Annotated in this window: 17 protein-coding genes; 4 read left to right on the plus strand and 13 right to left on the minus strand. The window is 65.2% G+C overall.

Annotation, left to right across the window (positions count from 1 at the left end):
• Positions 1-44 precede the first annotated feature (44 nt).
• The 8 genes from T331_RS0104010 to T331_RS0104045 all read right to left on the minus strand — a co-directional run bounded on the left by T331_RS0104010 (position 45) and on the right by T331_RS0104045 (position 8,342).
• Positions 45-923, minus strand: a complete 879-nt coding sequence (locus tag T331_RS0104010) for a hemolysin family protein (RefSeq protein ID WP_008495055.1) — start codon at positions 921-923, stop codon at positions 45-47.
• The gene (gene ybeY / locus T331_RS0104015; protein ID WP_026439113.1) at positions 920-1,360 is read right to left on the minus strand and encodes an rRNA maturation RNase YbeY; all 441 of its coding nucleotides are present in this window, start codon (positions 1,358-1,360) and stop codon (positions 920-922) included. Before ybeY ends, T331_RS0104010 begins: the two co-directional genes overlap by 4 nt.
• A gap of 50 nt (positions 1,361-1,410) precedes the next feature.
• Positions 1,411-2,433, minus strand: a complete 1,023-nt coding sequence (locus T331_RS0104020) for a PhoH family protein (protein WP_008495057.1) — start codon at positions 2,431-2,433, stop codon at positions 1,411-1,413.
• The gene (gene miaB / locus T331_RS0104025; RefSeq protein ID WP_026439114.1) at positions 2,430-3,785 is read right to left on the minus strand and encodes a tRNA (N6-isopentenyl adenosine(37)-C2)-methylthiotransferase MiaB; all 1,356 of its coding nucleotides are present in this window, start codon (positions 3,783-3,785) and stop codon (positions 2,430-2,432) included. The genes T331_RS0104020 and miaB overlap by 4 nt, the downstream gene beginning before the upstream one ends.
• A gap of 158 nt (positions 3,786-3,943) precedes the next feature.
• A complete protein-coding gene (locus T331_RS0104030) occupies positions 3,944-4,390 on the minus strand; it encodes a bleomycin resistance protein (RefSeq protein WP_035179052.1) in 447 nt (148 codons plus the stop codon).
• A 3-nt stretch (positions 4,391-4,393) separates the two neighbouring features.
• Complete coding sequence (locus tag T331_RS0104035; protein ID WP_026439116.1) at positions 4,394-4,909, minus strand: glycine cleavage system protein R; 516 nt, start codon at positions 4,907-4,909, stop codon at positions 4,394-4,396.
• A 3-nt stretch (positions 4,910-4,912) separates the two neighbouring features.
• Positions 4,913-5,689, minus strand: coding sequence for a Bax inhibitor-1/YccA family protein (locus tag T331_RS0104040; protein ID WP_008495063.1), 777 nt, complete (start codon positions 5,687-5,689; stop codon positions 4,913-4,915).
• Positions 5,690-5,843: 154 nt separating this feature from the next.
• Complete coding sequence (locus T331_RS0104045) at positions 5,844-8,342, minus strand: Rne/Rng family ribonuclease (protein ID WP_026439117.1); 2,499 nt, start codon at positions 8,340-8,342, stop codon at positions 5,844-5,846.
• 393 nt (positions 8,343-8,735) lie between these two features.
• Here T331_RS0104045 and T331_RS19015 point away from each other — a divergent pair, with 393 nt between their 5' ends.
• Both T331_RS19015 and T331_RS0104055 read left to right on the plus strand, forming a co-directional pair.
• Positions 8,736-11,099 carry a glycosyltransferase 61 family protein gene (locus T331_RS19015; protein ID WP_162173875.1) on the plus strand — a complete coding sequence of 788 codons (2,364 nt, stop codon included), beginning with the start codon at positions 8,736-8,738 and terminating at the stop codon, positions 11,097-11,099.
• 105 nt (positions 11,100-11,204) lie between these two features.
• Positions 11,205-13,358 (plus strand): malate synthase G, encoded by a 2,154-nt coding sequence (locus tag T331_RS0104055; RefSeq protein WP_026439118.1) that lies wholly within the window; start codon positions 11,205-11,207, stop codon positions 13,356-13,358.
• A 77-nt stretch (positions 13,359-13,435) separates the two neighbouring features.
• Here the strand turns inward: T331_RS0104055 and T331_RS0104060 are convergent, their stop codons facing one another.
• On the minus strand, positions 13,436-14,218 hold the full coding sequence (locus T331_RS0104060; protein ID WP_008495068.1) for an inositol monophosphatase family protein: 783 nt from the start codon (positions 14,216-14,218) through the stop codon (positions 13,436-13,438).
• 3 nt (positions 14,219-14,221) lie between these two features.
• Entirely contained in the window at positions 14,222-15,187 is a 966-nt protein-coding gene (locus T331_RS17255; protein ID WP_051622102.1) for a c-type cytochrome, read from the minus strand.
• Positions 15,188-15,326: 139 nt separating this feature from the next.
• Between T331_RS17255 and T331_RS0104070 the strand changes: the two genes are divergently transcribed.
• Both T331_RS0104070 and T331_RS0104075 read left to right on the plus strand, forming a co-directional pair.
• On the plus strand, positions 15,327-16,055 hold the full coding sequence (locus tag T331_RS0104070) for a 3-deoxy-manno-octulosonate cytidylyltransferase (RefSeq protein ID WP_008495070.1): 729 nt from the start codon (positions 15,327-15,329) through the stop codon (positions 16,053-16,055).
• Positions 16,052-16,891, plus strand: a complete 840-nt coding sequence (locus tag T331_RS0104075; protein WP_026439120.1) for a prephenate dehydratase — start codon at positions 16,052-16,054, stop codon at positions 16,889-16,891. The genes T331_RS0104070 and T331_RS0104075 overlap by 4 nt, the downstream gene beginning before the upstream one ends.
• Before the next feature lie 108 nt (positions 16,892-16,999).
• Here the strand turns inward: T331_RS0104075 and rho are convergent, their stop codons facing one another.
• The 3 genes from rho to T331_RS0104090 form a co-directional block, all read right to left on the minus strand.
• Positions 17,000-18,274, minus strand: a complete 1,275-nt coding sequence (gene rho, locus T331_RS0104080; protein ID WP_008495072.1) for a transcription termination factor Rho — start codon at positions 18,272-18,274, stop codon at positions 17,000-17,002.
• 159 nt (positions 18,275-18,433) lie between these two features.
• A complete protein-coding gene (rnhA, locus tag T331_RS0104085; protein ID WP_008495074.1) occupies positions 18,434-18,892 on the minus strand; it encodes a ribonuclease HI in 459 nt (152 codons plus the stop codon).
• Positions 18,882-19,841, minus strand: a complete 960-nt coding sequence (locus T331_RS0104090) for a homoserine kinase (protein ID WP_008495075.1) — start codon at positions 19,839-19,841, stop codon at positions 18,882-18,884. Before T331_RS0104090 ends, rnhA begins: the two co-directional genes overlap by 11 nt.
• Between the last annotated feature and the right edge of the window lie 36 nt (positions 19,842-19,877).

Raw genomic sequence — 19,877 nt, forward strand, 5'->3', positions numbered from 1 at the left:
GCTTCGCAGCGGCGGAACCTTGGCCGCCTCCGCCCAAAAACTTTTCAGCTTTCGTCCGGTGCCGGTTCCGCCGGGTGCAGCCGTTTCGCCCGCAGCCGCCGGATGCGCCTGGCATCCGCATCCAGCACCAGAAACTCCACGCCCGACGGGTGCATGATCAGCTCGCCCCGCGCCGGCACACGCTCCGCCAGATTGAACACCAGCCCGCCAACGGTTTCGATATCCGCGTCGCGCTCATCCTCCGAGAGGATCGGGCCGATCTTTTCCTCGAACTCCTCCACCGGCAGGCGGGCATTGAGGTCGAAGGCGCCATCGGCGCGCTCGGTCAGCATCGGGCCCTCGATCTCGTCATGCTCGTCCGAAATATCGCCGACGATGGTCTCGACCAGATCCTCAATCGTCACCAGCCCGTCAATGCCGCCATATTCATCCACCACCAGGGCCAGATGGATATGGGTCAGGCGCATCTGCAGCAGCAGATCCAGCACCGGCACTTGCGGCGCCACCATCAGCGGCTTGCGCAGGATCTTCTCCAGTGCGAATTCCGCCGGCGCGCCGGTGAAGCCGAACACATCCTTGATATGCACCATGCCGGCGACATCATCGAGATGGTCGCGATAAACCGGCAGGCGCGAATGACCCTCCTTGCGGATCAGCGCCAACGCCTCATCCAGGGAGAGATCCGCCTTCATCGCCACGATATCCGGGCGCGGCACCATCACATCATCGGCGGTGATGTCGCGCAGCCGCAGCACATTGCCGATCAGCGCGCGTTCCTGGGCGTTGAGGTCGAGGGATTCGCTCTCCCCCTCCTTGTCCTCGGTGCTGGTCTCCTGCTGGAGCATCAGCTCGGCGATCGATTCGCGCACCGATTGCTCGGGGCTGCGCAGCTTGCCCAATAATCGGCTCAGCGCGTTGCTCATCGGTTTTTCCAGGGGTTGGGCTCGCCAAGCCGGGCCAGGATGCGGGTTTCCTCCGCCTCCATCTCCCGCGCTTCGCCGGGATGGTGATGGTCATAGCCCTGCAGATGCAGCGCCCCATGCACGATCAGATGGCTCAGATGCGTGCCGATGCTCTTGCCCTCGCGCTGGGCCTCCTTGGCCACCACGCCAAAGGCCAGCAATATTTCCGGCGGCGCTTCATAGGTGAGCACATTGGTGGGCTTGTTCTTGCCGCGGTCGCGGTAGTTCAAGGCCTTCACCGTGCGGTCATCGGTCAGCGCCACGCTGGCGGCGCAGCCTGTGGCGGCCAATGCGCGGGAAACCCGGCGCAAGGCGTCCGGCACAAAGGCGCGCCAGCGCCGGTCCGTAACCACGATCTCAACACCCCCGAGGGGGCTGGTACTTCCAGGGTCGTCCATTTGCCTAATGTCTGTTGCAAACGAGGCGCAATTGGTCAACCGCAGGTCGGTTAACCCTGACGCTCGCGCGAATACTCCTTCACCGCCTTGTAGCGCTGGTCATAGGCATCGACGATGCGCGCCACCAGCGGATGGCGGACCACATCGGCGTTGGAGAAGCGGGTGACGCCGATGCCCTGGATGCCTTCCAGCGTCTCCAGCGCATCCGCCAGGCCCGAGCGGGTGTTGGGCGGCAGGTCGATCTGCGAGAGATCCCCGGTGATGACCATGCGCGTGCCCTCGCCCATGCGGGTGAGGAACATCTTCATCTGCACCGCGGTGGTGTTCTGCGCCTCATCCAAAATTACGAAGGAATGTGCCAAAGTGCGGCCGCGCATGAAAGCCAGCGGGGCGATTTCGATTTCACCGGTCGCCATGCGCCTTGTCAGCTGATCGCCGGGCAGCAGATCGTTCAGCGCGTCGTAAAGCGGGCGTAGATAGGGGTCCACCTTCTCTTTCATGTCGCCGGGCAGGAAGCCCAGACGCTCGCCAGCCTCCACCGCCGGGCGGGAGAGCACAATGCGGTCCACCTTGCCGGAGGTCAGCATCGCCACCGCCTGGGCGACCGCCAGATAGGTCTTGCCGGTGCCGGCGGGGCCGAGGCCGAAGACCATCTCATGGCGGGCCAGCGTATCGATATATTCCGCCTGGCCCTGGCTGCGCGGGCCGATTGGGCCCTTGCGGGTGCGGATCGCCGGCAGGTCAGAGAGCGGCAGGCGCGGCTCGTTCGCCGGGTCGGTCATGCGCAACACGCCATCCACCTGCGGGCCGTCGATCGTCTCCCCCTGTTCCAGCTTGCCGTAGAGCGTGCTCAGCGCCGCCTCCGCCGCCGCCACCTGCGCCGCCGTGCCCGAAACCGAGATCCTGTTGCCCCGGCAGGCCAGGCGCACGCCCAGCTTCTGTTCGATCCGGGCCAAATGGCGGTCATGATCTCCGAGCAGCATCGACAAAAGCACGTTATTGCCGAAGGTCATGGTGATGGTGCGCGGCGGCACCAGGGAAGGGCGGGGCTGGCTGGTGATGATCTGGCTCAAGCGGCGATGGTCTCCTGTTCCAAAAGAGTGCCTAAGAGAGAGTTGGGGTTGGCATGGTGGATTTTCACCATGCGCACCTGCCCGGTGAGGTCTTGCCCATGCTCGACCACCACCGGCTGCAGCCAGAGGGAGCGCCCGGCGATCTGCCCGGGATAGCGCCCCTTGCCGGTGAACAGCACGGGCGTTTCCAGCCCCACCGTCGCGGCGTTGAAATCATCCTGCTGGCGGCGCAGCAGGGCCTGCAGCGCCTGCAGCCGCGCATCCTTCACGGCCGTCTCCACCTGCGGCAGCCCGGCCGCCGGGGTGCCGGGGCGAGGCGAGTAGGTGAAGGAATAGGCCAAGGCGAAGCCGGTTTCGCGGATCAGCGCCATCGTCGCCTCGAAATCCGCGTCGGTCTCGCCGGGATGGCCGACGATGAAGTCCGAGGAGAAGGCCATATCCGGGCGGATCTCCTTCAGCTTGGCGACGATGCGGCGGAATTCATCGGCCTTGTGCTTGCGGTTCATCGCCCGGAGGATCTTATCCGAGCCCGATTGCACCGGCAGATGCAGGAAGGGCATCAGCTTCGCATTGTCCCGGTGCGCCAGGATCAGCTCATCGGCCATGTCGTTCGGGTGGGAGGTGGTGTAGCGGATGCGCTCCAGCCCTTCGATCTCCGAGAGGGTCTGCATCAGCCGGGTGAGGGACCAGATTTTCCCATCCGGCCCTTCGCCGTGATAGGCGTTCACATTCTGCCCCAGCAGGGCCAGCTCCTTCGCCCCCTTGGCCACCATGCGTTTCGCCTCGGCGATGACGCTGGTAACTGGCCGCGAGGCTTCCGCCCCGCGCGTGTAGGGCACGACGCAGAAGGAGCAGAATTTATCGCAGCCTTCCTGGATGGAGAGGAAAGAGACCACGCCTTGCGGGGCGGCATCATCCGGCAGGAAGTCGAATTTCTGCTCCACCGGGAAATCGGTATCGATCACCGTGCCGGTTTTGCGATGCGCCTGGGCGATCAGCTCCGGCAGCCGGTGATAGGCCTGCGGGCCGACCACAAGGTCCACGAACGGGGCGCGCTTGGCCAGCACCTCGCCCTCCGCCTGCGCCACGCAGCCGGTGACGGCGATCATCATCTCGCCGTCCTTGGCCTCTTTCATCACCCGCCAGCGGCCGAGCTGGGAGAAGACTTTCTCCTCCGCCCGCTCGCGGATATGGCAGGTATTGAGGATGAGCATGTCCGCCCCTTCCGGCGCGTCCACGCTCTCATAGCCGAGCGGGCGCAGCAGGTCGGTCATCCGCGCGCTGTCATAGACATTCATCTGGCAGCCGTGCGTCACGACATGCAGCTTGCGAGGGGGGCGTTGGGTACTCATGCGCTCAAATCCATCCGGTTCGTCCGGATGGAGAAACGCGGGGTGGGCTTGCAGGTCAAGCGCAAAGCCTGAGAATCCTCCTGAGCATGAGGCTATTCGGCTATGCGAGGGCGCGTCGTGTCAAGAAAATTCAGGTGAAGGTTGGAAGACGTCGTGGCTCAGGCCCGGTGCGGGCGCAGCCCCAGATCGCTGAAAAAGCGCAAAAGATAACCGTCAGGGTCGGCAATCACGAATTGCCGGTTGCCGGCCTCCTGCTCGTCCTGGCGGTACCATTTATCCTCAAGTGGAATGGGCATCTCCAGCCCGGCGGCAAGAACGGATTGGTAAAGCTGATCCACGTCAGGGATCTCGATCTGTAGATTGATGCCCCGTCCGAAGGGCCGCGCCATCGGCGCATCGGAGAAACGCCGGCCTGAGCCGCCGATTTCCTCCAGCATCAGATGCGCGCCATCGCGGGTGAGATAGGCAAACCCCTCCTCGGGACGGCCATAAAGCAGGGTGAAGCCGAGCGGCCCGAGATAGATGCGCAAGGATGCGGCGAGGTCGCTGACCTCAAGTTCCGGCACCAGAGCCGGCCAGACAATATCCTCAGCCCCGCCCGCCATGGGTCAGGCGGGTTCGGGGGTTTTGATGTCCACCATGAATTCGGCGGTCAGCCGCTCCAGCGCCGCGCTCACCGCCTCGGCGGTAATGCCGGCGGGCAGGCCCAGGCGCGCGGTGGCGTGGAACATCTCCGCGCCGGTGAAGGGCGCGCTTTCGATATGGGAGGAGAAATCCTCGATATTCACGCCCAGGCCCCGCAAGGTCTCGGTGACGTCACGCACGATGCCGGGGCGGTCATTGCCGGTGAGGGCGAAGGTGACCTGCTCGGTCGGCGGGGCGGTTTCGGTGCCGGCGAGCACGGTGACGTTCAGCCCCTCGGCTTTCAGCCCGGCGAGGCTGGCTTCCAGCCCGGCCACCTGCTCATCGGCCAGGCGCACCAGCACGATGCCGGCGAACTGCCCGGCCAGATGCGCCAGCCGGCTATCCAGCCAGCTGCCCCCTGCGGCGGCAATGCGCGCCGAGAGGGCGTTGACGAGGCCCGGCCGGTCGGGACCGGCCAGGCTGACAACCAGCGAGGCCACCGGTCAGCGCTGGTTGCGCTGACCGAAGAGCTGCAGCAGGAACATGAACAGGTTGATGAAGTTCAGGTAGAGCTGCAGGGCGTCATAGACGGAGCGCTTGCCCGCCATCTCCGCGCCATAGGCGCCGCCGAAGCGCAGATAATCGGTCTTGATGCGCTGCGTGTCATACGCGGTGAGGCCCAGGAAGATGAACACGCCCAGGATCGACACCGCGAAGGCGATGGCCGGGGAGTGCAGGAAGATATTCACCAGCGAAGCGACGATGATGCCGATCAGCCCCATGAACATGAAGCTGCCCAGGCTGGTGAGGTCCCGCCCGGTGACATAGCCATAGAGGCTGGTGGCGGCGAACATCGAGGCGGTGATGAAGAACACTTCCGCGATCGAGGTCTGGGTATAGACCATGAAGATATTCACCATCGAGGCGCCCATGGCGGCGCAGAACACCCAGAACAGAGCCTGGGCGCCGGTGGTGGAAAGCTTGTTCACCCCGAAGCTGAGCACCATCACGAACACCAGCGGCGCGAAGATGGCGGCATAGGCGAGGATGGTAGGGTGGATCGCCATGCCGGTGGCGGTCTGCACCGGCTGGTAGAACAGGTTGAGCAGCGAGGTATGAGCGATGGCGAACGCGATCAGCCCGGTCAGCACCAGGCCGGACGCCATCCAGTTATACACGCGCAGCATATAGGCGCGCAGTCCCGCATCCAGCGCGGCGCTGCCGTAGCCGGCATAGCCAGCCTGCACAGTGCGGTAGGATTGATTCGGGTTGAAGGCCATGAGGTTGTTTACTCCTGAAATGTGCCGCCTTGAGGGGCACGTTCTTATGATCAGCCCGATTCACCGGCTTTTCAAGTAAAATGGGGGCGAAAAACGCCCCCATTTTCGCTACGAACTGTAAATCAACCGGCCGTTTTTGGCCGTAGCGTGCGGGTTAGCGCCGCCACCAGCCGGTTTTCTTGGCAGCCGGGGCCTCCGTGGCGCCGACCAGGATCGGCTTCACCACCGGCTCGGCCGCGATTTCCGTGGCCTCCGGCACCGCCGTGACCTCGACCGGCGCGGCCTCGATGGCCTCCACTGGAACAGCGATTTCAGCCGGGGCGCCGTCCTTGGCAGCCGGCTTGCGCTTGCGCGGGGCGCGCTTGGGCTTGGCCGGGGCCGCATCCGGCGCGGCTTCGGCGCTGGTTTCGGCGGCGAGGATCACCGCCGCTTCCGGCGCTGCCTCGATCGCGGTTTCGGCCAGCTCGGCTTCGGCCGGGCCCATGGCTTCGGCGTCGCGGAAGGCGGCTTCCAGGGCCAGATCCAGCTCGGTTGGCGGTGCATCCTCGGCGCTCTCGTCGCCGGTCTCGGCATCGCCCTCGCTCTCGGCGGCGGCGTCCGTGCCGTTGCCCTGGCCGTTTTCACCACGGCGGCGGCCACGCCGGCGGCGGCGGCGCTTGCGCTCGCCACGCTCGGCCGATGCAGCCTCGGCGGCTTCGGTGGTCTCGGCCTCTTCCAGCTCGGCATCCGCCTCATCGGCTTCCGCCGCGGCGGCTTCCAGCACGCGCTCGATCTTCATCGGCGCCGGGGCCGGCGGCGGCGCGGTGTGCGCCTTGGTCCGCTCCAGGCGGAAATTGGTGCCGGTCAGCCGCGCATCCGCCTCGAAGATCACCCGCATCGAATAGCGTTCCTCGATCGCCGAGAGCCGCTCGCGCTTATGGTTGAACAGATAGAAGGCGATTTCCGGCGGCAGATAGACGCAGATTTCGGCGGATTTGAACTTGGCACCCTCATCCTCGATGGCGCGCAGAATATGCAGCGCGGCACTCTCCGGGCTGCGCACATGGCCCATGCCGGCACAATGCGGGCAGGTGATCAGCGAGGCCTCGGTGAGCGACGGGCGCAGCCGCTGGCGCGACATTTCCATCAGCCCGAAATGGCTGATGCTGCCCACCTGGATGCGCGCGCGGTCATGCTTCAGCGCGTCCTTGAGCTTGCGCTCGACGGCGGCATTGTTGCGCCGGCTTTCCATGTCGATGAAATCGATCACGATCAGCCCGGCCAGGTCGCGCATGCGCAGCTGCTTGGCGACCTCTTCCGCGGCCTCCATATTGGTGCGCAGGGCGGTGTCCTCGATCGAGCGCTCACGGGTGGAGCGGCCGGAGTTCACGTCGATGGCGACCAGGGCTTCCGTCTGGTTGATGACGATGTAACCGCCCGAGCGCAGCTGCACCACCGGGTTCAGCATCGCATCCAGCTGCGCCTCGACCTGGTGCTTGGCGAAGAGCGGCTGGCCTTCCTGCCAGAGCTGCACCTTGCGGGCATTGGCTGGCATCAACATGCGCATGAAGTCCCGCGCCGCCTTGAAGCCGTCCACGCCGTCCACCAGAATATCCTCGACATCCTTGGTATAGACATCGCGGATCGCCCGCTTGATCAGGCTGGCTTCCTCATAGATCAGCGCCGGGGCGGAGGATTCCAGCGTCTTGTCGCGGATATCGTCCCAGAGCCGCAGCAGATATTCGCAATCGCGCTTGATCTCGGGCTTGGGCCGGTTGGCGCCGGCGGTGCGCACGATCATGCCCATGCCGGGCGGGATATCCAGCTCCGCCATCGTCTCTTTCAGGCGGCGGCGGTCGGTCTGCGAGGTGATCTTGCGCGACACGCCCCCGCCGGTGGGCGAGTTGGGCATCAGCACCGAGAAGCGGCCGGCCAGCGAGAGATAGGTGGTCAGCGCCGCGCCCTTATTGCCGCGCTCTTCCTTGACCACCTGCACCAGCATGATCTGGCGGCGGTGGATCACGTCCTGGATCTTGTAATTGCGCAGGAAACGCTGGCGCAGACGGCGCTCACGGGCTTCCGCCGCATCGTCGCCATCGCCGCCGATCTGCTCCGGGGCCGGGCCCTCGGGTTCGATCTGCTCAACGCTGTCGCTCTCACCGGCCTCGGCGGAAATCTCGGCCGGCATCGCCTCTTCGGCGCTGGCATCGGCGGGGGCTTCCGGGTCCGGGGCGATCTCGGCCTCGTCGGCGCCGCTCAGCGCGTCCTGCGGCAGCGCGTTGCCCTCTTCCGGGGGCGGCGCGGCGTGGATCTCGATCGGCTTGATCTCAAGCGCCTTGGCGTCGGCGGCGGCCTCGTCCTCCGGCTCGTCCTCGTCCTCGGCGGCGGCTTCGGCCTGGAGGTCCAGCAGCTTCTGCCGGTCGGCGACGGGGATCTGGTAATAATCCGGGTGGATTTCGCCGAAGGCCAGGAAGCCATGGCGGTTGCCGCCATATTCGACGAAGGCGGCCTGCAGGCTCGGCTCGACGCGAATCACCTTGGCGAGGTAGATATTGCCCTTGATCTGCTTGCGGCTGACGGTCTCGACGTCGAAATCTTCGAGGCGGTTACCGTCCAGAACCACCACGCGGGTTTCTTCCGCGTGGCTGGCATCGATCAGCATTTTTTTTGACATTAAGGATAAAACTCCGGCGTGCGCCGAGCGGGGCGGCATGGATCTGCCGGCCCTGCGCGCTGGGCGCGAAATAGGGATGAAAGGAGGACGTGTAAAAACCAGAGGACACAACGCCGAACCGGGCTAAAGCCTTGAAGGAAAAAGGGGTCTCGGTCGTCAGAGCGGTCATCGGTTCCATAAACTCGCCGGCGCGTTGGCACCGGATTGCGGCATTTTTTATTCTGGATGCGACGCTGGCGGCCAACCGGTCAGGGCCAAACGCCGCGCCGCACGCATCCTGTAATCGTAGATGACCCAAAAAACCCGCTCCCGCAAGGGGGTAGGGTTTGCCGCCGGGGTTGTCGGCCCCGGGCTTTGCCGCCAGACTTGCCATGGCTGCCGAAGGGAGGCGAGGTGGGGAAGATCGGTTGTGTGGCGATCGTGAAGAACGAGGCGCGCCATATCGCGGAGTGGCTGGCCTGGCAGTTCATCATCGGGTTTGACACTGTCATCCTGCTCGATAACGGCTCCACGGACGCCACCATCGCCATTGCCCAGGATTTTGCGCTGGGGCGCGACGTGCGGGTGGTGGCATGGTCCAGCACCGCCCCGGATTATCAGATCCGCGGCTATGAACATATTGCCCGCGCGATGGCGGCGGAGTTCGAATGGCTGGGGTTTTTCGACGCGGATGAGTTCCTGCGGCTGGATGACGGGCTGACGTTGAAAGGGCTGCTGGCGGCGCGGCCGGAGGCGGCGGTGGCGCTGCCCTGGGCGATTTTCGGCTCCAACGGGCATGATGAGTTTCCCGACGGGTTGTTGGTGGAGCGCTTCACCCGCCGGGCTGAGCTGGGGTTTGGCCCCAATCATCATGTGAAATCGATCATCCGCCCGGCGTTGATGGAAAGCTGCCTCAACCCGCACGCTTTCGCGATGCGGGGCGATTATGTCGATCTGCTCGGGCGGCCGGTCATCTGGGGCGGCGGGCCGGGGGTGCTGGCGGCCACGCCGGACCATCAGGGCGGCAGCCTCAACCATTATTTCGTCCGCTCCCGCGCCCATTGGCGCGAGAAGATGGCGCGCGGCTATCACGACCTCACCCGCCCGGAGGGCGAGTTCGAGGCGTATGACCGCAACGAGGTGCCCGATGAGCGGCTGGCGGCGCGGGCGGGCGAAATCAGGCAGGCTTTGGCCGGCCCGTTGCCCATTCTCCGGCGCGAGGGGCTGGAGGCGCGCGACGCCGCGGCGCTTTGCGAGGCAACCGATGCGGCGGGGTTTCTGGCCCGGCGCTGCAGCAGCTACACGCCCCTTCCGGCGGCCAGCATCGCGCTGCCGGTGGTGGATTGTTACGGCCCCGGCGCGGCCGCGCTGAAATTCTGCGGGCCCACCTATCCGCCTTTTTCGCAGGACCAGCACAGGGGCGCGTTTCCCGCCCGCAGCACATCCCCAGATCTCACTCTCAGCCGCCTGTCCTATGTTCTGTATTTGCCCAAACAGGTCGCCATCGCGGCGCCGACGCCGCAGGAACAGCCGCCGGTTTCGCTGCAGGCTTACAGCGTGGTGCTGCGCTCATCCTTCAACGCGCCGCACGGGCATCAGTTTCACCATGATTTAAGCCAGCATGAAGGCGATTTGTTCAGCCTGACGCACGAGCACCCGCCGGCGGTTCGCCAGAAGGGCAGCTATCTGCTGCTGGATAGCCAGCATCGTGGCCATTTCGGCCATACGCTCTGCGATGTGCTGGGCATGGGCTGGGCCTATGAAGCCTTGCGGGCGCTTGGCCGTGAGGATGTCGCGGTGCTGGTCCATGACCGTGCCGACAAGGTGCTGGCGGACTTGCTGGAGGCCGCTGGCATACCGCACGAGCGGCTGGTGTCCTTCGACCATCCGGTGTTGCTGGACGAACTGATCCTGCCAGGCAAGGCCTTTCAGATCCAGGGCTATGTCTGCGACGCGAGTCTGGCAACCTACCGGGCGATCCGCGACGCCATGGCTGGACCCGACCGCATTCCCGCCCTGCCCGAGCGGATCTATCTCTCCCGCCAGACCAACGCGGCACGCCGGCTGCTGAATGAGGATGAGGTCGCCAGGCTGTTCATGGCACGCGGCTTTGTCGTGGTCGCGCCGGAGACATTGCCGTTGCGCCAGCAGATTGCCCTGGCCGCGAATGCGCGCATGATCGCAGGGCCGGCGGGCAGCAACATGTTTCAACTGGCATTCCAGCGCGATCTGGAAAAAGCCTTCGTGCTCGGTTCCATCGAATTCGTGCATACCACGGAACAATTCATGTGCGGCGGGCGCCCGGTCCGGTTTGGCTATTTTGTCGGCGAGGTGGCAGAGCAGGCGGGGCCGCATTCCGTCTGGCGGGTGGATCTGGCGGCATTGGAGGCCGCGATCGATGCGTGGCTGGCCGCGCCGCCGGGAGAGCTGGGGCGCGCGGCGGAGGATGTCACGCTGTTCGTCGGGACGCGGCAATTCGGCGAGGTTGCGCAGGCTTTGGCGCAACCGGGGAAAATTGTCATCGTCGAACCCGACGTGCGCGCCTATTATGCCCTCACCGAACAATTCGCCGCCGAGATCGCCGAAGGCCGGCTGGTGGTGGAGAATTTTGCTCCGGCGGCGCGCGGCGGGGAGATTGCGATGCTCACCCCGGGCGGTGGCGGGCGGGCTTATCCCGTGGCGACGATCAGCTGGGATGAGCTGGTGGCCAAGCATGGCATGCCGACAAAGGTTTATCTCGGTGCCGAGCTGCCGGGATTTGGTCCGGCGCCGCGCTGAACGCGCCAAAATTGGTCAGGCCGGTGTGGCCTTGCACCCGGCCGGGTCTTTGCGGCACAGTTTCACCGGGAAGGTGCAAAGAACAATGAAAGCAAGGAGTTGGTAATGCCGGACGCCAGAACATCCATTTCGGGCCTGTCAGTCGCCACGGTTCTGTATGATTTTGTGAATCAGGAGGCGCTGCCGGGTACGGGGCTGGAGCAGGAGGCCTTCTGGGCGGGCTTTGCCAAGCTCCTGAAGCATTTCGCCACCACCAATGCGGTGCTGCTGGGCCAGCGCGACGAGATTCAGAAAAAGCTGGATGGCTGGTACCGCGCCCAGAAGGGCAAGCCGCACGACCAGGGCGCCTATGAGGCCTATCTGCGCGAGATCGGCTATCTGCTGCCCGAACCCGCCGCGTTTTCGGTGGAAACCTCGAAGGTGGATGACGAGATCGCGGTGATCGCCGGGCCGCAGCTGGTGGTGCCGGTTTCCAACGCCCGCTACGCGCTCAACGCCGCCAATGCCCGCTGGGGCAGCCTGTATGATGCGCTCTACGGCACCGATGCGCTGCCGGAGAGTGATGGCGCCACCCGCGGCAAGGGTTTCAACCCGGTGCGCGCGGATGCGGTGATCGCCCGTGCCCGCACCTTCCTGGACGCGGCCTTCCCGCTGGAAGAGGGCAGCCATGCCGATGCGCTGGGCTACAAGGTTGAAGCGGGCAGGCTGGTGGTGCTGCTGCCCTCCGGCGATGTGGCCTTAAAAAACCCCGCCCAGTTCGCCGGCTATAATGGCGATGCCGCCTCCCCCAGCGCGGTGCTGCTGAAGAATCATCATCTGCACGCCGAAATCGTCATCGACGAGACCCACCCGATCGGCAAGAACGATACCGCCCATATCGCCGACATCATCCTGGAATCCGCGATCAGCACGATCATGGATGCCGAGGACAGCGTGGCGGCGGTGGATGCCGAGGACAAGGTGCTGGTCTATCGCAACTGGCTGGGGCTGATGCAGGGCACGCTCTCCGCCCCGGTGGAGAAGGGCGGCAACGTTTTCGAGCGCAAGCTCAATCCGGACCGCACCTACACCGCGCCGGATGGCTCGACACTGAGCCTGCATGGGCGCTCGCTGCTGCTGGTGCGCAATGTCGGCCACCATATGCTGACGGACATGATCACCATCGACGGGCAGGAAGTGCCGGAGACGGTGATGGACGCCGTCATCACCTCGCTGATCGCCAAGCATGACCTCGCGGCGAAGCGCAATTCCCGTCAGGGTTCGGTCTATATCGTGAAGCCGAAAATGCACGGGCCGGAGGAGGCGGCGAATGCCAATGCGCTGTTCGGCGCGGTGGAGGAGTTGCTGCACATCCCCGCCAACACGCTGAAAATGGGCATCATGGATGAGGAGCGCCGGACCAGCGCCAACCTGAAAGCCTGCATCGCGGCGGCGAAGCATCGGGTGGTGTTCATCAATACCGGCTTCCTGGACCGCACCGGCGATGAGATCCACACCTCGATGGAGGCCGGCCCCTTCCTGCGCAAGAACGACATCAAGGCGCAGCCCTGGATCAAGTCCTACGAGGACCGGAACGTTGATTTCGGGCTGGAATGCGGGCTGCAGGGCAAGGCGCAGATCGGCAAGGGCATGTGGGCGGCACCTGACCAGATGGCGGCGATGCTGGAGCAGAAGATCGCCCATCCGAAGGCCGGCGCCAACACCGCCTGGGTGCCATCCCCTACCGCCGCCACGCTGCACGCCATGCATTACCACGACGTGGACGTGCTGGCCCGGCAGAACGAGCTGAAGAGCCGGCCGGCCTCGAAGCTCTCGGACCTGCTGACGGTGCCGCTGGCCCATGGCGTGAACTGGAGCCCCGAGGAGATCCAGCAGGAGCTGGATAATAATGCGCAAGGGCTGCTGGGCTATGTGGTGCGCTGGATCGACCAGGGGGTCGGCTGTTCCAAAGTGCCGGATATTCATGATGTCGGGCTGATGGAAGACCGCGCGACGCTGCGGATTTCCTCCCAGCATATCGCCAACTGGCTGCATCACGGCATCGTCTCCAAGGAGCAGGTGATGGAGACGCTGAAGCGCATGGCGCTGGTGGTGGACAAGCAGAATGCCGGCGATGCGGCCTATAAGCCGATGGCGCCTGGCTATGACGGCCCGGCCTTCAAGGCGGCGCTGGATCTGGTGTTCGAGGGGCTGAGCCAGCCCAACGGCTATACCGAGTTCATCCTGACCCGCCGCCGCCGCGAGGCGAAAGCGGCGTAACACGACGCCGCAGGCAGGCACAAACCAATACGGGCGGCCCTGAGGACCGCCCGTATTGCCCCGCAATATGGATCAATTCAGCGGTTGAGTTCCGCCAGCGCCTGCGCGTGCAGCGCCGCATTGGCGCTGGCCAGCACTGAGCCGTCGCAGCCCAGCTTCAACGGCGCTCCGGCCCAATCCGTCACCACCCCGCCGGCGGCTTCGATCACCGGGCCCAAAGCCGCCCAGTCCCAGGGCTTGAGGTCATGCTCGGCGATCACATCGATCTGCCCGAGCGCCAGCAGCCCGTAGGAATAGGCGTCCCCGCCCCAATAGATCCGCTTGGCGGCATGGCGCAGCTGGTTGAAGCGGCGCACCGCATTGTCCCCGGCGCCGGCGATCATCTCCGGCGAGGTGGCGGAAAGCTCGGCCTGCGCCAGGCTCACCGTCTGGCGGGTGCCGGGCACACCGCCGAGCGCGCTGGAGAACCCGGCCGGCACACCGCGCCCGCCCCACCAGCGCTCACGGGTGATCGGCTGGTCGATGAAACCCAGCACCGGCACCCCGTCCTCCAGCAGGCCCAGCAAGGTGGTGAAGCTGGTGCGCCCGGTGATGAAGGCGCGGGTGCCGTCGATCGGGTCGGTCACCCACACATATTTGGCCTGCGGGTTATGCGCCGGAAACTCCTCGCCGATGATGCCGAAATCCGGCGTCGCTTCGGCCAGGGCGGCGCGCAGCACCTGCTCGGCCTTGCGGTCCGCGGCGGTGACGGGGCTTTCGTCGGATTTATCGTCGGCGCTCAGACCAATGCGGAAATAAGGGCGAATCACCGCCCCGCTGGCATCGAGCGCCGCATTGGCAATCGCAATCAGCTCCTGCATGGATCAGGGCAGCTTGGCCGGGCTGGCCGCGTTCTGGTTCAGATAGGCAATCATATCCGCTCGCATCTGGTCGTTCTTGATGCCGGGATAGGCCATATGCGTGCCGGGTGCAAAGCTCATCGGGGCTTTCAGCCAGTCATCCAGCATGGCGGGCGTCCAGGGCTTGCCGGCATGGGGTTTCACCGCGTCCGAATAGGCAAAGCCGGGTGCGGAGAACGCCTTGGCGCCGACGATGCCGTAGAGATCCGGCCCCACCCCGTTCGGCCCGCCGCTGGCGATGGCATGGCAGGCGGCGCATTGCTGGGCGAAGAGGGCCTTGCCCTTGGCCGGGTCCGCCTTGGCCAGCAGGCTGTTCAGATCCTCCGCCGGGGCAGAAGGCGCGGCGGCGGCGCTGGCGGCCTTGATCTCAGCGGCGCTGGGCAGCGCCACCGGCTGCGCGGCCAGGGTGCGCAGATAAGCGATCACGTCCGCCCGCGTCTGGGTGCTGTGGATGCCGCTATAGGACATGCCGGTGCCGGGCGCGAAATCGTTCGGCGCGTACAGCCACTGGTTCATCTTGTCATAATCCCAGTCGCCCTTGGCCTTGCTCTTGACGGCGGCGGAATAGGTGAAGCCGGCATGGGCGAACATCGGCCCGCCGAGCACGCCATAAAGATTCGGCCCCACCCCATTGGCCCCGCCCGCTGTCAGCGTATGGCAGGCGGCGCATTGCTGGGCGACGAAAGCCTGGCCCTTGGCCACATCCGCGCTGGCCAGCAGCGGCAGCACGCTCTCCGGCCCGCTGGGCGCTGGCGCGGTGGCCGGTGCGGCGCTGGGCAGGGCGGCCACCTGCAACGCCGCATGCTCTGGCGCCTCATCCGGGATGATGACATGGGCGATCCGGTTCGCCCCCCACAGCACCAGCCCGGCGGTCAGCACGCCGGCGGCGATTTTATTGAAAAACAAACCATCCTTGCCCGAATTCTGCATGGTTTTCCCCAGGTTCGTGTTTTGGACTTCTAGTCTGGACGTTGTTGCCCCAGCACTCCCTGTCGCTTTGCCGTGGCGTATTGCCCTTAGGCGTAGAGGGAATTAGGCAGGGCGGCAAGCAGACAAGAGGGCCAGGCTTTTGAATCCCATCGTTTTGATCCCCGCGCGTTTCGGCTCCACCCGCCTGCCGGGCAAGGTGCTGGCCGATATCGGCGGCAAACCGATGATCGCGCATGTGCTGGACCGCGCGCTGAGCGCCGGGCTCGGCCCTGTCGCGGTGGCCTGCTGTGAGGCGCAAGTGGCTGAAGCGGTTGAGAAAGCCGGGGGCATCGCGGTGATGACGGACCCGGATCTGCCCTCCGGCTCGGACCGTATCTGGGCGGCGCTGCGCCGCCTCGACCCGGCGGGCGCGCATGATGTCATCGTCAATCTGCAAGGCGATCTGCCTTCGATCGACCCGTCCTATCTTGCAACAGTGGTGAAGCCACTGGCGCAGGGGTTCGATATCGGCACGCTGGTCGCGCCGATCACCACCGAGGCCGAGCGCGACGCGCCCTCCGTGGTCAAATGCGCCTGCGCCTTTCCGGGGGATACCGAGGTCAGCCCGGCTTTGTATTTCTCCCGCCATCTGATCCCCTCCGGCGAGGGGCCGCATTGGCATCATATCGGCATCTACGCCTATCGCCGCGCCGCCCTTGAGCGCTTCGTCGCACTGCCGCCCTCGCCGCTGGAGCTGCGCGAGAAGCTGGAGCAGCTGCGGGCGCTGGAAGCGGGCTTGCGCATCGGCGCCGCGCGCGTGGCGCAGGCGCCGTTCGGCGTCGATACTCCAGAAGATCTAGACCGCGCCAGGGAGGCGCTTTGCCAATGAGCCTGATCGCCTTCCAGGGCATGCCTGGCGCCTATTCGGACCTCGCTTGCCGTACCGCCTTTCCGGGGGCCGCCACCCTGCCGTGTGAGAGTTTCCAGGCGGCGATGGCGGCGGTGCGCGAGGGCCGGGCGGATCTCGCCATGCTGCCGCCGGAGAACTCCATCGTCGGCCGGGTGGGGGACATGCACGCGCTGCTGCCCGATTCCGGCCTCTCGATCATCGGCGAGACGTTTTTGCGCGTCGAGCATTGCCTGCTCGCCCCGAAGGGCACGCGGATTTCCGACATCAAGCGCATCCATTCGCATCCGGTGGCTTTGGGCCAGGTGAAGCGGCTGATCGCCGAGCTGGGCGCGACCGCCGTGGTGGAATATGACACCGCCGGGGCGGCGGAGATCATCGCCAAACTCGACAGCAAGGCGGATGCCGCGATCGCTTCCTCGCTGGCGGGCGAGATGTACGGGCTGGAGATTTTGCGCCGTAATGTCGAGGACGAGGCGCATAACACCACCCGCTTCTACATCATGGCCCGCGAACCGCTGCCGGTGGAGCCGGAAACGCCGGGGCTGATGACGACCTTCGTGTTCAATGTCCGCAACGTGCCGGCCGCACTCTACAAGGCGCTGGGCGGGTTCGCGACCAATGGCGTGAACATGACGCGGCTGGAGAGCTACATGGTGAATGGCAGCTTCACCGCCACCCAGTTCCTGGCCGAGGTCGAGGGGCACCCGGCGCAGAGCGGGCTGCAACATGCGTTCGAGGAGCTGGGTTTTTTCTGCACGGACTTCAAAGTCCTGGGTACGTACAAGATGGACCCGTATCGCCTCGCGCACGGGTAAAACAAAAAACCCGGCCTATATGGCCGGGTTTTTTCGCGACAAGGCGTTGATGGCGTCCCGATGACGGCGCGGCGCAGCCGCGCCGTCTGAATCGGGCCGCCGCTTTGTTTAAGTATTCATCGCCTCGAAGAAATCGTTGTTGCTCTTCGAGTATTTCAGCTTATCGAGCAGGAACTCCATCGCATCCGTCGTCCCCATCGGGTTCAGAATGCGGCGCAGCACCCACATCTTCGACAGCACCGCCTTCTCCACCAGCAGCTCTTCCTTACGCGTGCCGGACTTGGTGATGTCGATCGCTGGGAAGGTGCGCTTGTCGGAGAGCTTGCGGTCCAGGATCAGCTCGGCATTGCCGGTGCCCTTGAACTCTTCGAAAATCACCTCGTCCATGCGCGAACCGGTATCGATCAAGGCGGTTGCGATGATGGTCAGCGAGCCGCCTTCCTCGATATTACGCGCCGCGCCGAAGAAGCGCTTCGGGCGCTGCAGGGCGTTGGCATCCACACCGCCGGTCAGCACCTTGCCGGATGAGGGCACCACGGTGTTGTAGGCGCGCGCCAGGCGGGTGATGGAATCCAGCAAAATCACCACGTCGCGCTTATGCTCGACCAGGCGCTTGGCCTTCTCCAGCACCATCTCGGTCACCTGCACGTGGCGCGAGGCCGGCTCGTCGAAGGTGGAGGCCACCACCTCGCCGCGCACGGAGCGCGCCATGTCGGTCACTTCCTCCGGCCGCTCATCGATGAGCAGCACGATCAGGAACACTTCCGGATGGTTGGCGGTGATCGAGGCGGCGATGTTCTGCAGCATCACGGTCTTGCCCGTGCGCGGCGGGGCGACCACCAGGGCGCGCTGGCCCTTGCCGATCGGCGCCACCAGGTCGATCACCCGGCCGGTGACTTCCTTCTGCTGGCCCTTCACGGTCGGCTCCGGCGCTTCCACTTCCATGCGCAGGCGCGAGGTCGGGTAGAGCGGGGTGAGATTGTCGAAATTGATGCGGTGCTTCACCGCCTCCGGCGACTCGAAATTGATCTTTTCGACATTTACCAGGGAGAAATAACGCTCGCCTTCCTTGGGGGCGCGGATCTCGCCATCCACAGTGTCGCCGGTGCGCAGGCCATAGCGGCGCACCTGCTGCGGGGAGACGTAGATATCGTCCGGGCCGGGGAGGAAGTTGGCCTCGGGGTTGCGCAGGAAGCCAAACCCGTCGGGCAGGATTTCCAGCGTGCCATCACCGTGAATCGCCTGCTCGTTCTCGGCATGGGCTTTCAGGATGGCGAACATGATCTCCTGCTTGCGCAGGGAGGAGGCGTTTTCGACCTCCAGCTCCTCAGCCAGGGCCAGGAGGTCGGTCGGGGATTTTGCCTTTAATTCGGCGAGATGCATGGGGAACCAGAGATCCAGTGACAGGAAACGCTGCGGCGGAAGGCCGCGGCTTTATGGTCAAAATGAGATTTACATGCGGCCGAGGACCGGCGCAGGGACGTGAACGTCCTGACGCTGTAATGGGGATTCGCACGCCCGCCGTCAAGACAGGCGTGGAAATTAGCGTTTTTCCAGTGCCTCGCGGGCTGCCGTCGCCAGCACGTCGGCGCGCTCATTCATCGCATTGCCCGAATGGCCCCGCACCCAGAGCCATTCGATGCTGTGCGGCTTCGCCGCCTCCAGGATCAGCTTCCAGAGATCCATATTCTTCACCGGGTCGCCGGTGGAGGAGCGCCAGTTCTTGCGCACCCAGCCCTGATGCCAGCGTGTGATGCCGTTTTTCAGATATTCGGAATCGGTGTGCAGCTTCACCGTGCAGGGGCGCTTGAGCGCGCTCAGCGCCTCTGCGGCCGCCGTCAGCTCCATGCGGTTATTGGTGGTGTCCGCATCCCCGCCGGAGAGCTCCTTCACCACCTCGCCGAATTTCAAGATCGCCGCCCAGCCGCCCGGGCCCGGATTGGGCTTGCAGCCGCCATCGGTCCAGATTTCAACGATCCGTGCCTCGTCCTCAGAGCCCATAGGCGCCCGCCCCCGAGACCGCGAAATGGAAGCGCAGCCGCCGGTAATAATCCAGCGGGTCTTTCGGCGTCACCAGGGCCGCCGGGGCGCGGTTCAGCCAGTCATAGAGCCGGGTGAGCAGGAAGCGGATCGCCCCGCCGCGTGCGAGCACCGGCAGCGCTTCGATCTCCGCCTGGGAAAGCGGGCGCACCGACTGATAACCCCGCAGTAAGGCCCGCGAGCGGGTGACGTTCAGCTCGCCCGGCGTCTCGAAGCACCAGGCATTCAGGCAGATCGCGATGTCGTAAGCGAGGATGTCCGTGCAGGCGAAGTAGAAATCGATCAACCCGGAAATTTCGCCATTGAGGAAGAACACGTTGTCGGGGAAGAGATCGGCATGGATTTGCCCGGTGGGCAAACCCTGCGGCCATTCGGCCTGGATGCGCCCCAGCCAGCCTTGCAGCTCCGCCCCCAGCCCGCCCAGTACGCTATCGGCCTGGGGCAGACTCTTCTCCAGCAGCGGCCCCCAGGCCTCCGGGCCGAGCCCGTTGCGCCGGGTCATGCCGAAGCCCTCGCCGGCCAGATGCAGCCTGGCCAGCGCCGCACCCAGCGGGGCGCAATGCTCCAGGCGGATCTGGCGCGGCCAGACCCCGGGCAGGAAGGTGGTGATGGCGGCCATCTTGCCTGCCAGCTCCTGCAGATTGCGCCCATCGCGCCCGCGCACCGGCAGCGGGCAGGAGAGGCCGCGTTCGCGCAGATGCTCCATCAGCCCGAGGAAATAGGGCAGATCCTCCTTATTCACCCGTTTTTCGTAGAGGGTGAGGATGAAATCCCCGGCGCTGGTCTTCAGCGCGTAATTGCTGTTCTCCACCCCTTCGGCAATGCCACGGAAGGCGGTGAGGGTGCCGATGTCATAAAGTGTGAGAAACGCGCTCAGCGCCTCGTCGGTGACTTCCGTGTAAACTGCCATGCCGCGCTAGATGACCGGGGATAAAAATTCTGGCAA

Origin of the sequence: Acidocella facilis ATCC 35904, assembly GCF_000687875.1 — a bacterium.
In the GTDB taxonomy this organism is placed as follows: domain Bacteria; phylum Pseudomonadota; class Alphaproteobacteria; order Acetobacterales; family Acetobacteraceae; genus Acidocella; species Acidocella facilis.

Excerpts from the sequence above, each read along its gene's own strand:
- rnhA (WP_008495074.1), bottom strand. The coding sequence starts at position 18,892 with ATGGGCTCTGAGGACGAGGCACGGATCGTTGAAATCTGGACCGATGGC.
- T331_RS0104090 (WP_008495075.1), bottom strand. The coding sequence starts at position 19,841 with ATGGCAGTTTACACGGAAGTCACCGACGAGGCGCTGAGCGCGTTTCTC.
- T331_RS0104055 (WP_026439118.1), top strand. The coding sequence starts at position 11,205 with ATGCCGGACGCCAGAACATCCATTTCGGGCCTGTCAGTCGCCACGGTT.
- miaB (WP_026439114.1), bottom strand. The coding sequence starts at position 3,785 with ATGAGTACCCAACGCCCCCCTCGCAAGCTGCATGTCGTGACGCACGGC.
- T331_RS0104060 (WP_008495068.1), bottom strand. The coding sequence starts at position 14,218 with ATGCAGGAGCTGATTGCGATTGCCAATGCGGCGCTCGATGCCAGCGGG.
- T331_RS0104075 (WP_026439120.1), top strand. The coding sequence starts at position 16,052 with ATGAGCCTGATCGCCTTCCAGGGCATGCCTGGCGCCTATTCGGACCTC.
- T331_RS17255 (WP_051622102.1), bottom strand. The coding sequence starts at position 15,187 with ATGCAGAATTCGGGCAAGGATGGTTTGTTTTTCAATAAAATCGCCGCC.
- T331_RS0104045 (WP_026439117.1), bottom strand. The coding sequence starts at position 8,342 with ATGTCAAAAAAAATGCTGATCGATGCCAGCCACGCGGAAGAAACCCGC.
- rho (WP_008495072.1), bottom strand. The coding sequence starts at position 18,274 with ATGCATCTCGCCGAATTAAAGGCAAAATCCCCGACCGACCTCCTGGCC.
- T331_RS0104040 (WP_008495063.1), bottom strand. The coding sequence starts at position 5,689 with ATGGCCTTCAACCCGAATCAATCCTACCGCACTGTGCAGGCTGGCTAT.
- ybeY (WP_026439113.1), bottom strand. The coding sequence starts at position 1,360 with ATGGACGACCCTGGAAGTACCAGCCCCCTCGGGGGTGTTGAGATCGTG.
- T331_RS0104030 (WP_035179052.1), bottom strand. The coding sequence starts at position 4,390 with ATGGCGGGCGGGGCTGAGGATATTGTCTGGCCGGCTCTGGTGCCGGAA.
- T331_RS0104010 (WP_008495055.1), bottom strand. The coding sequence starts at position 923 with ATGAGCAACGCGCTGAGCCGATTATTGGGCAAGCTGCGCAGCCCCGAG.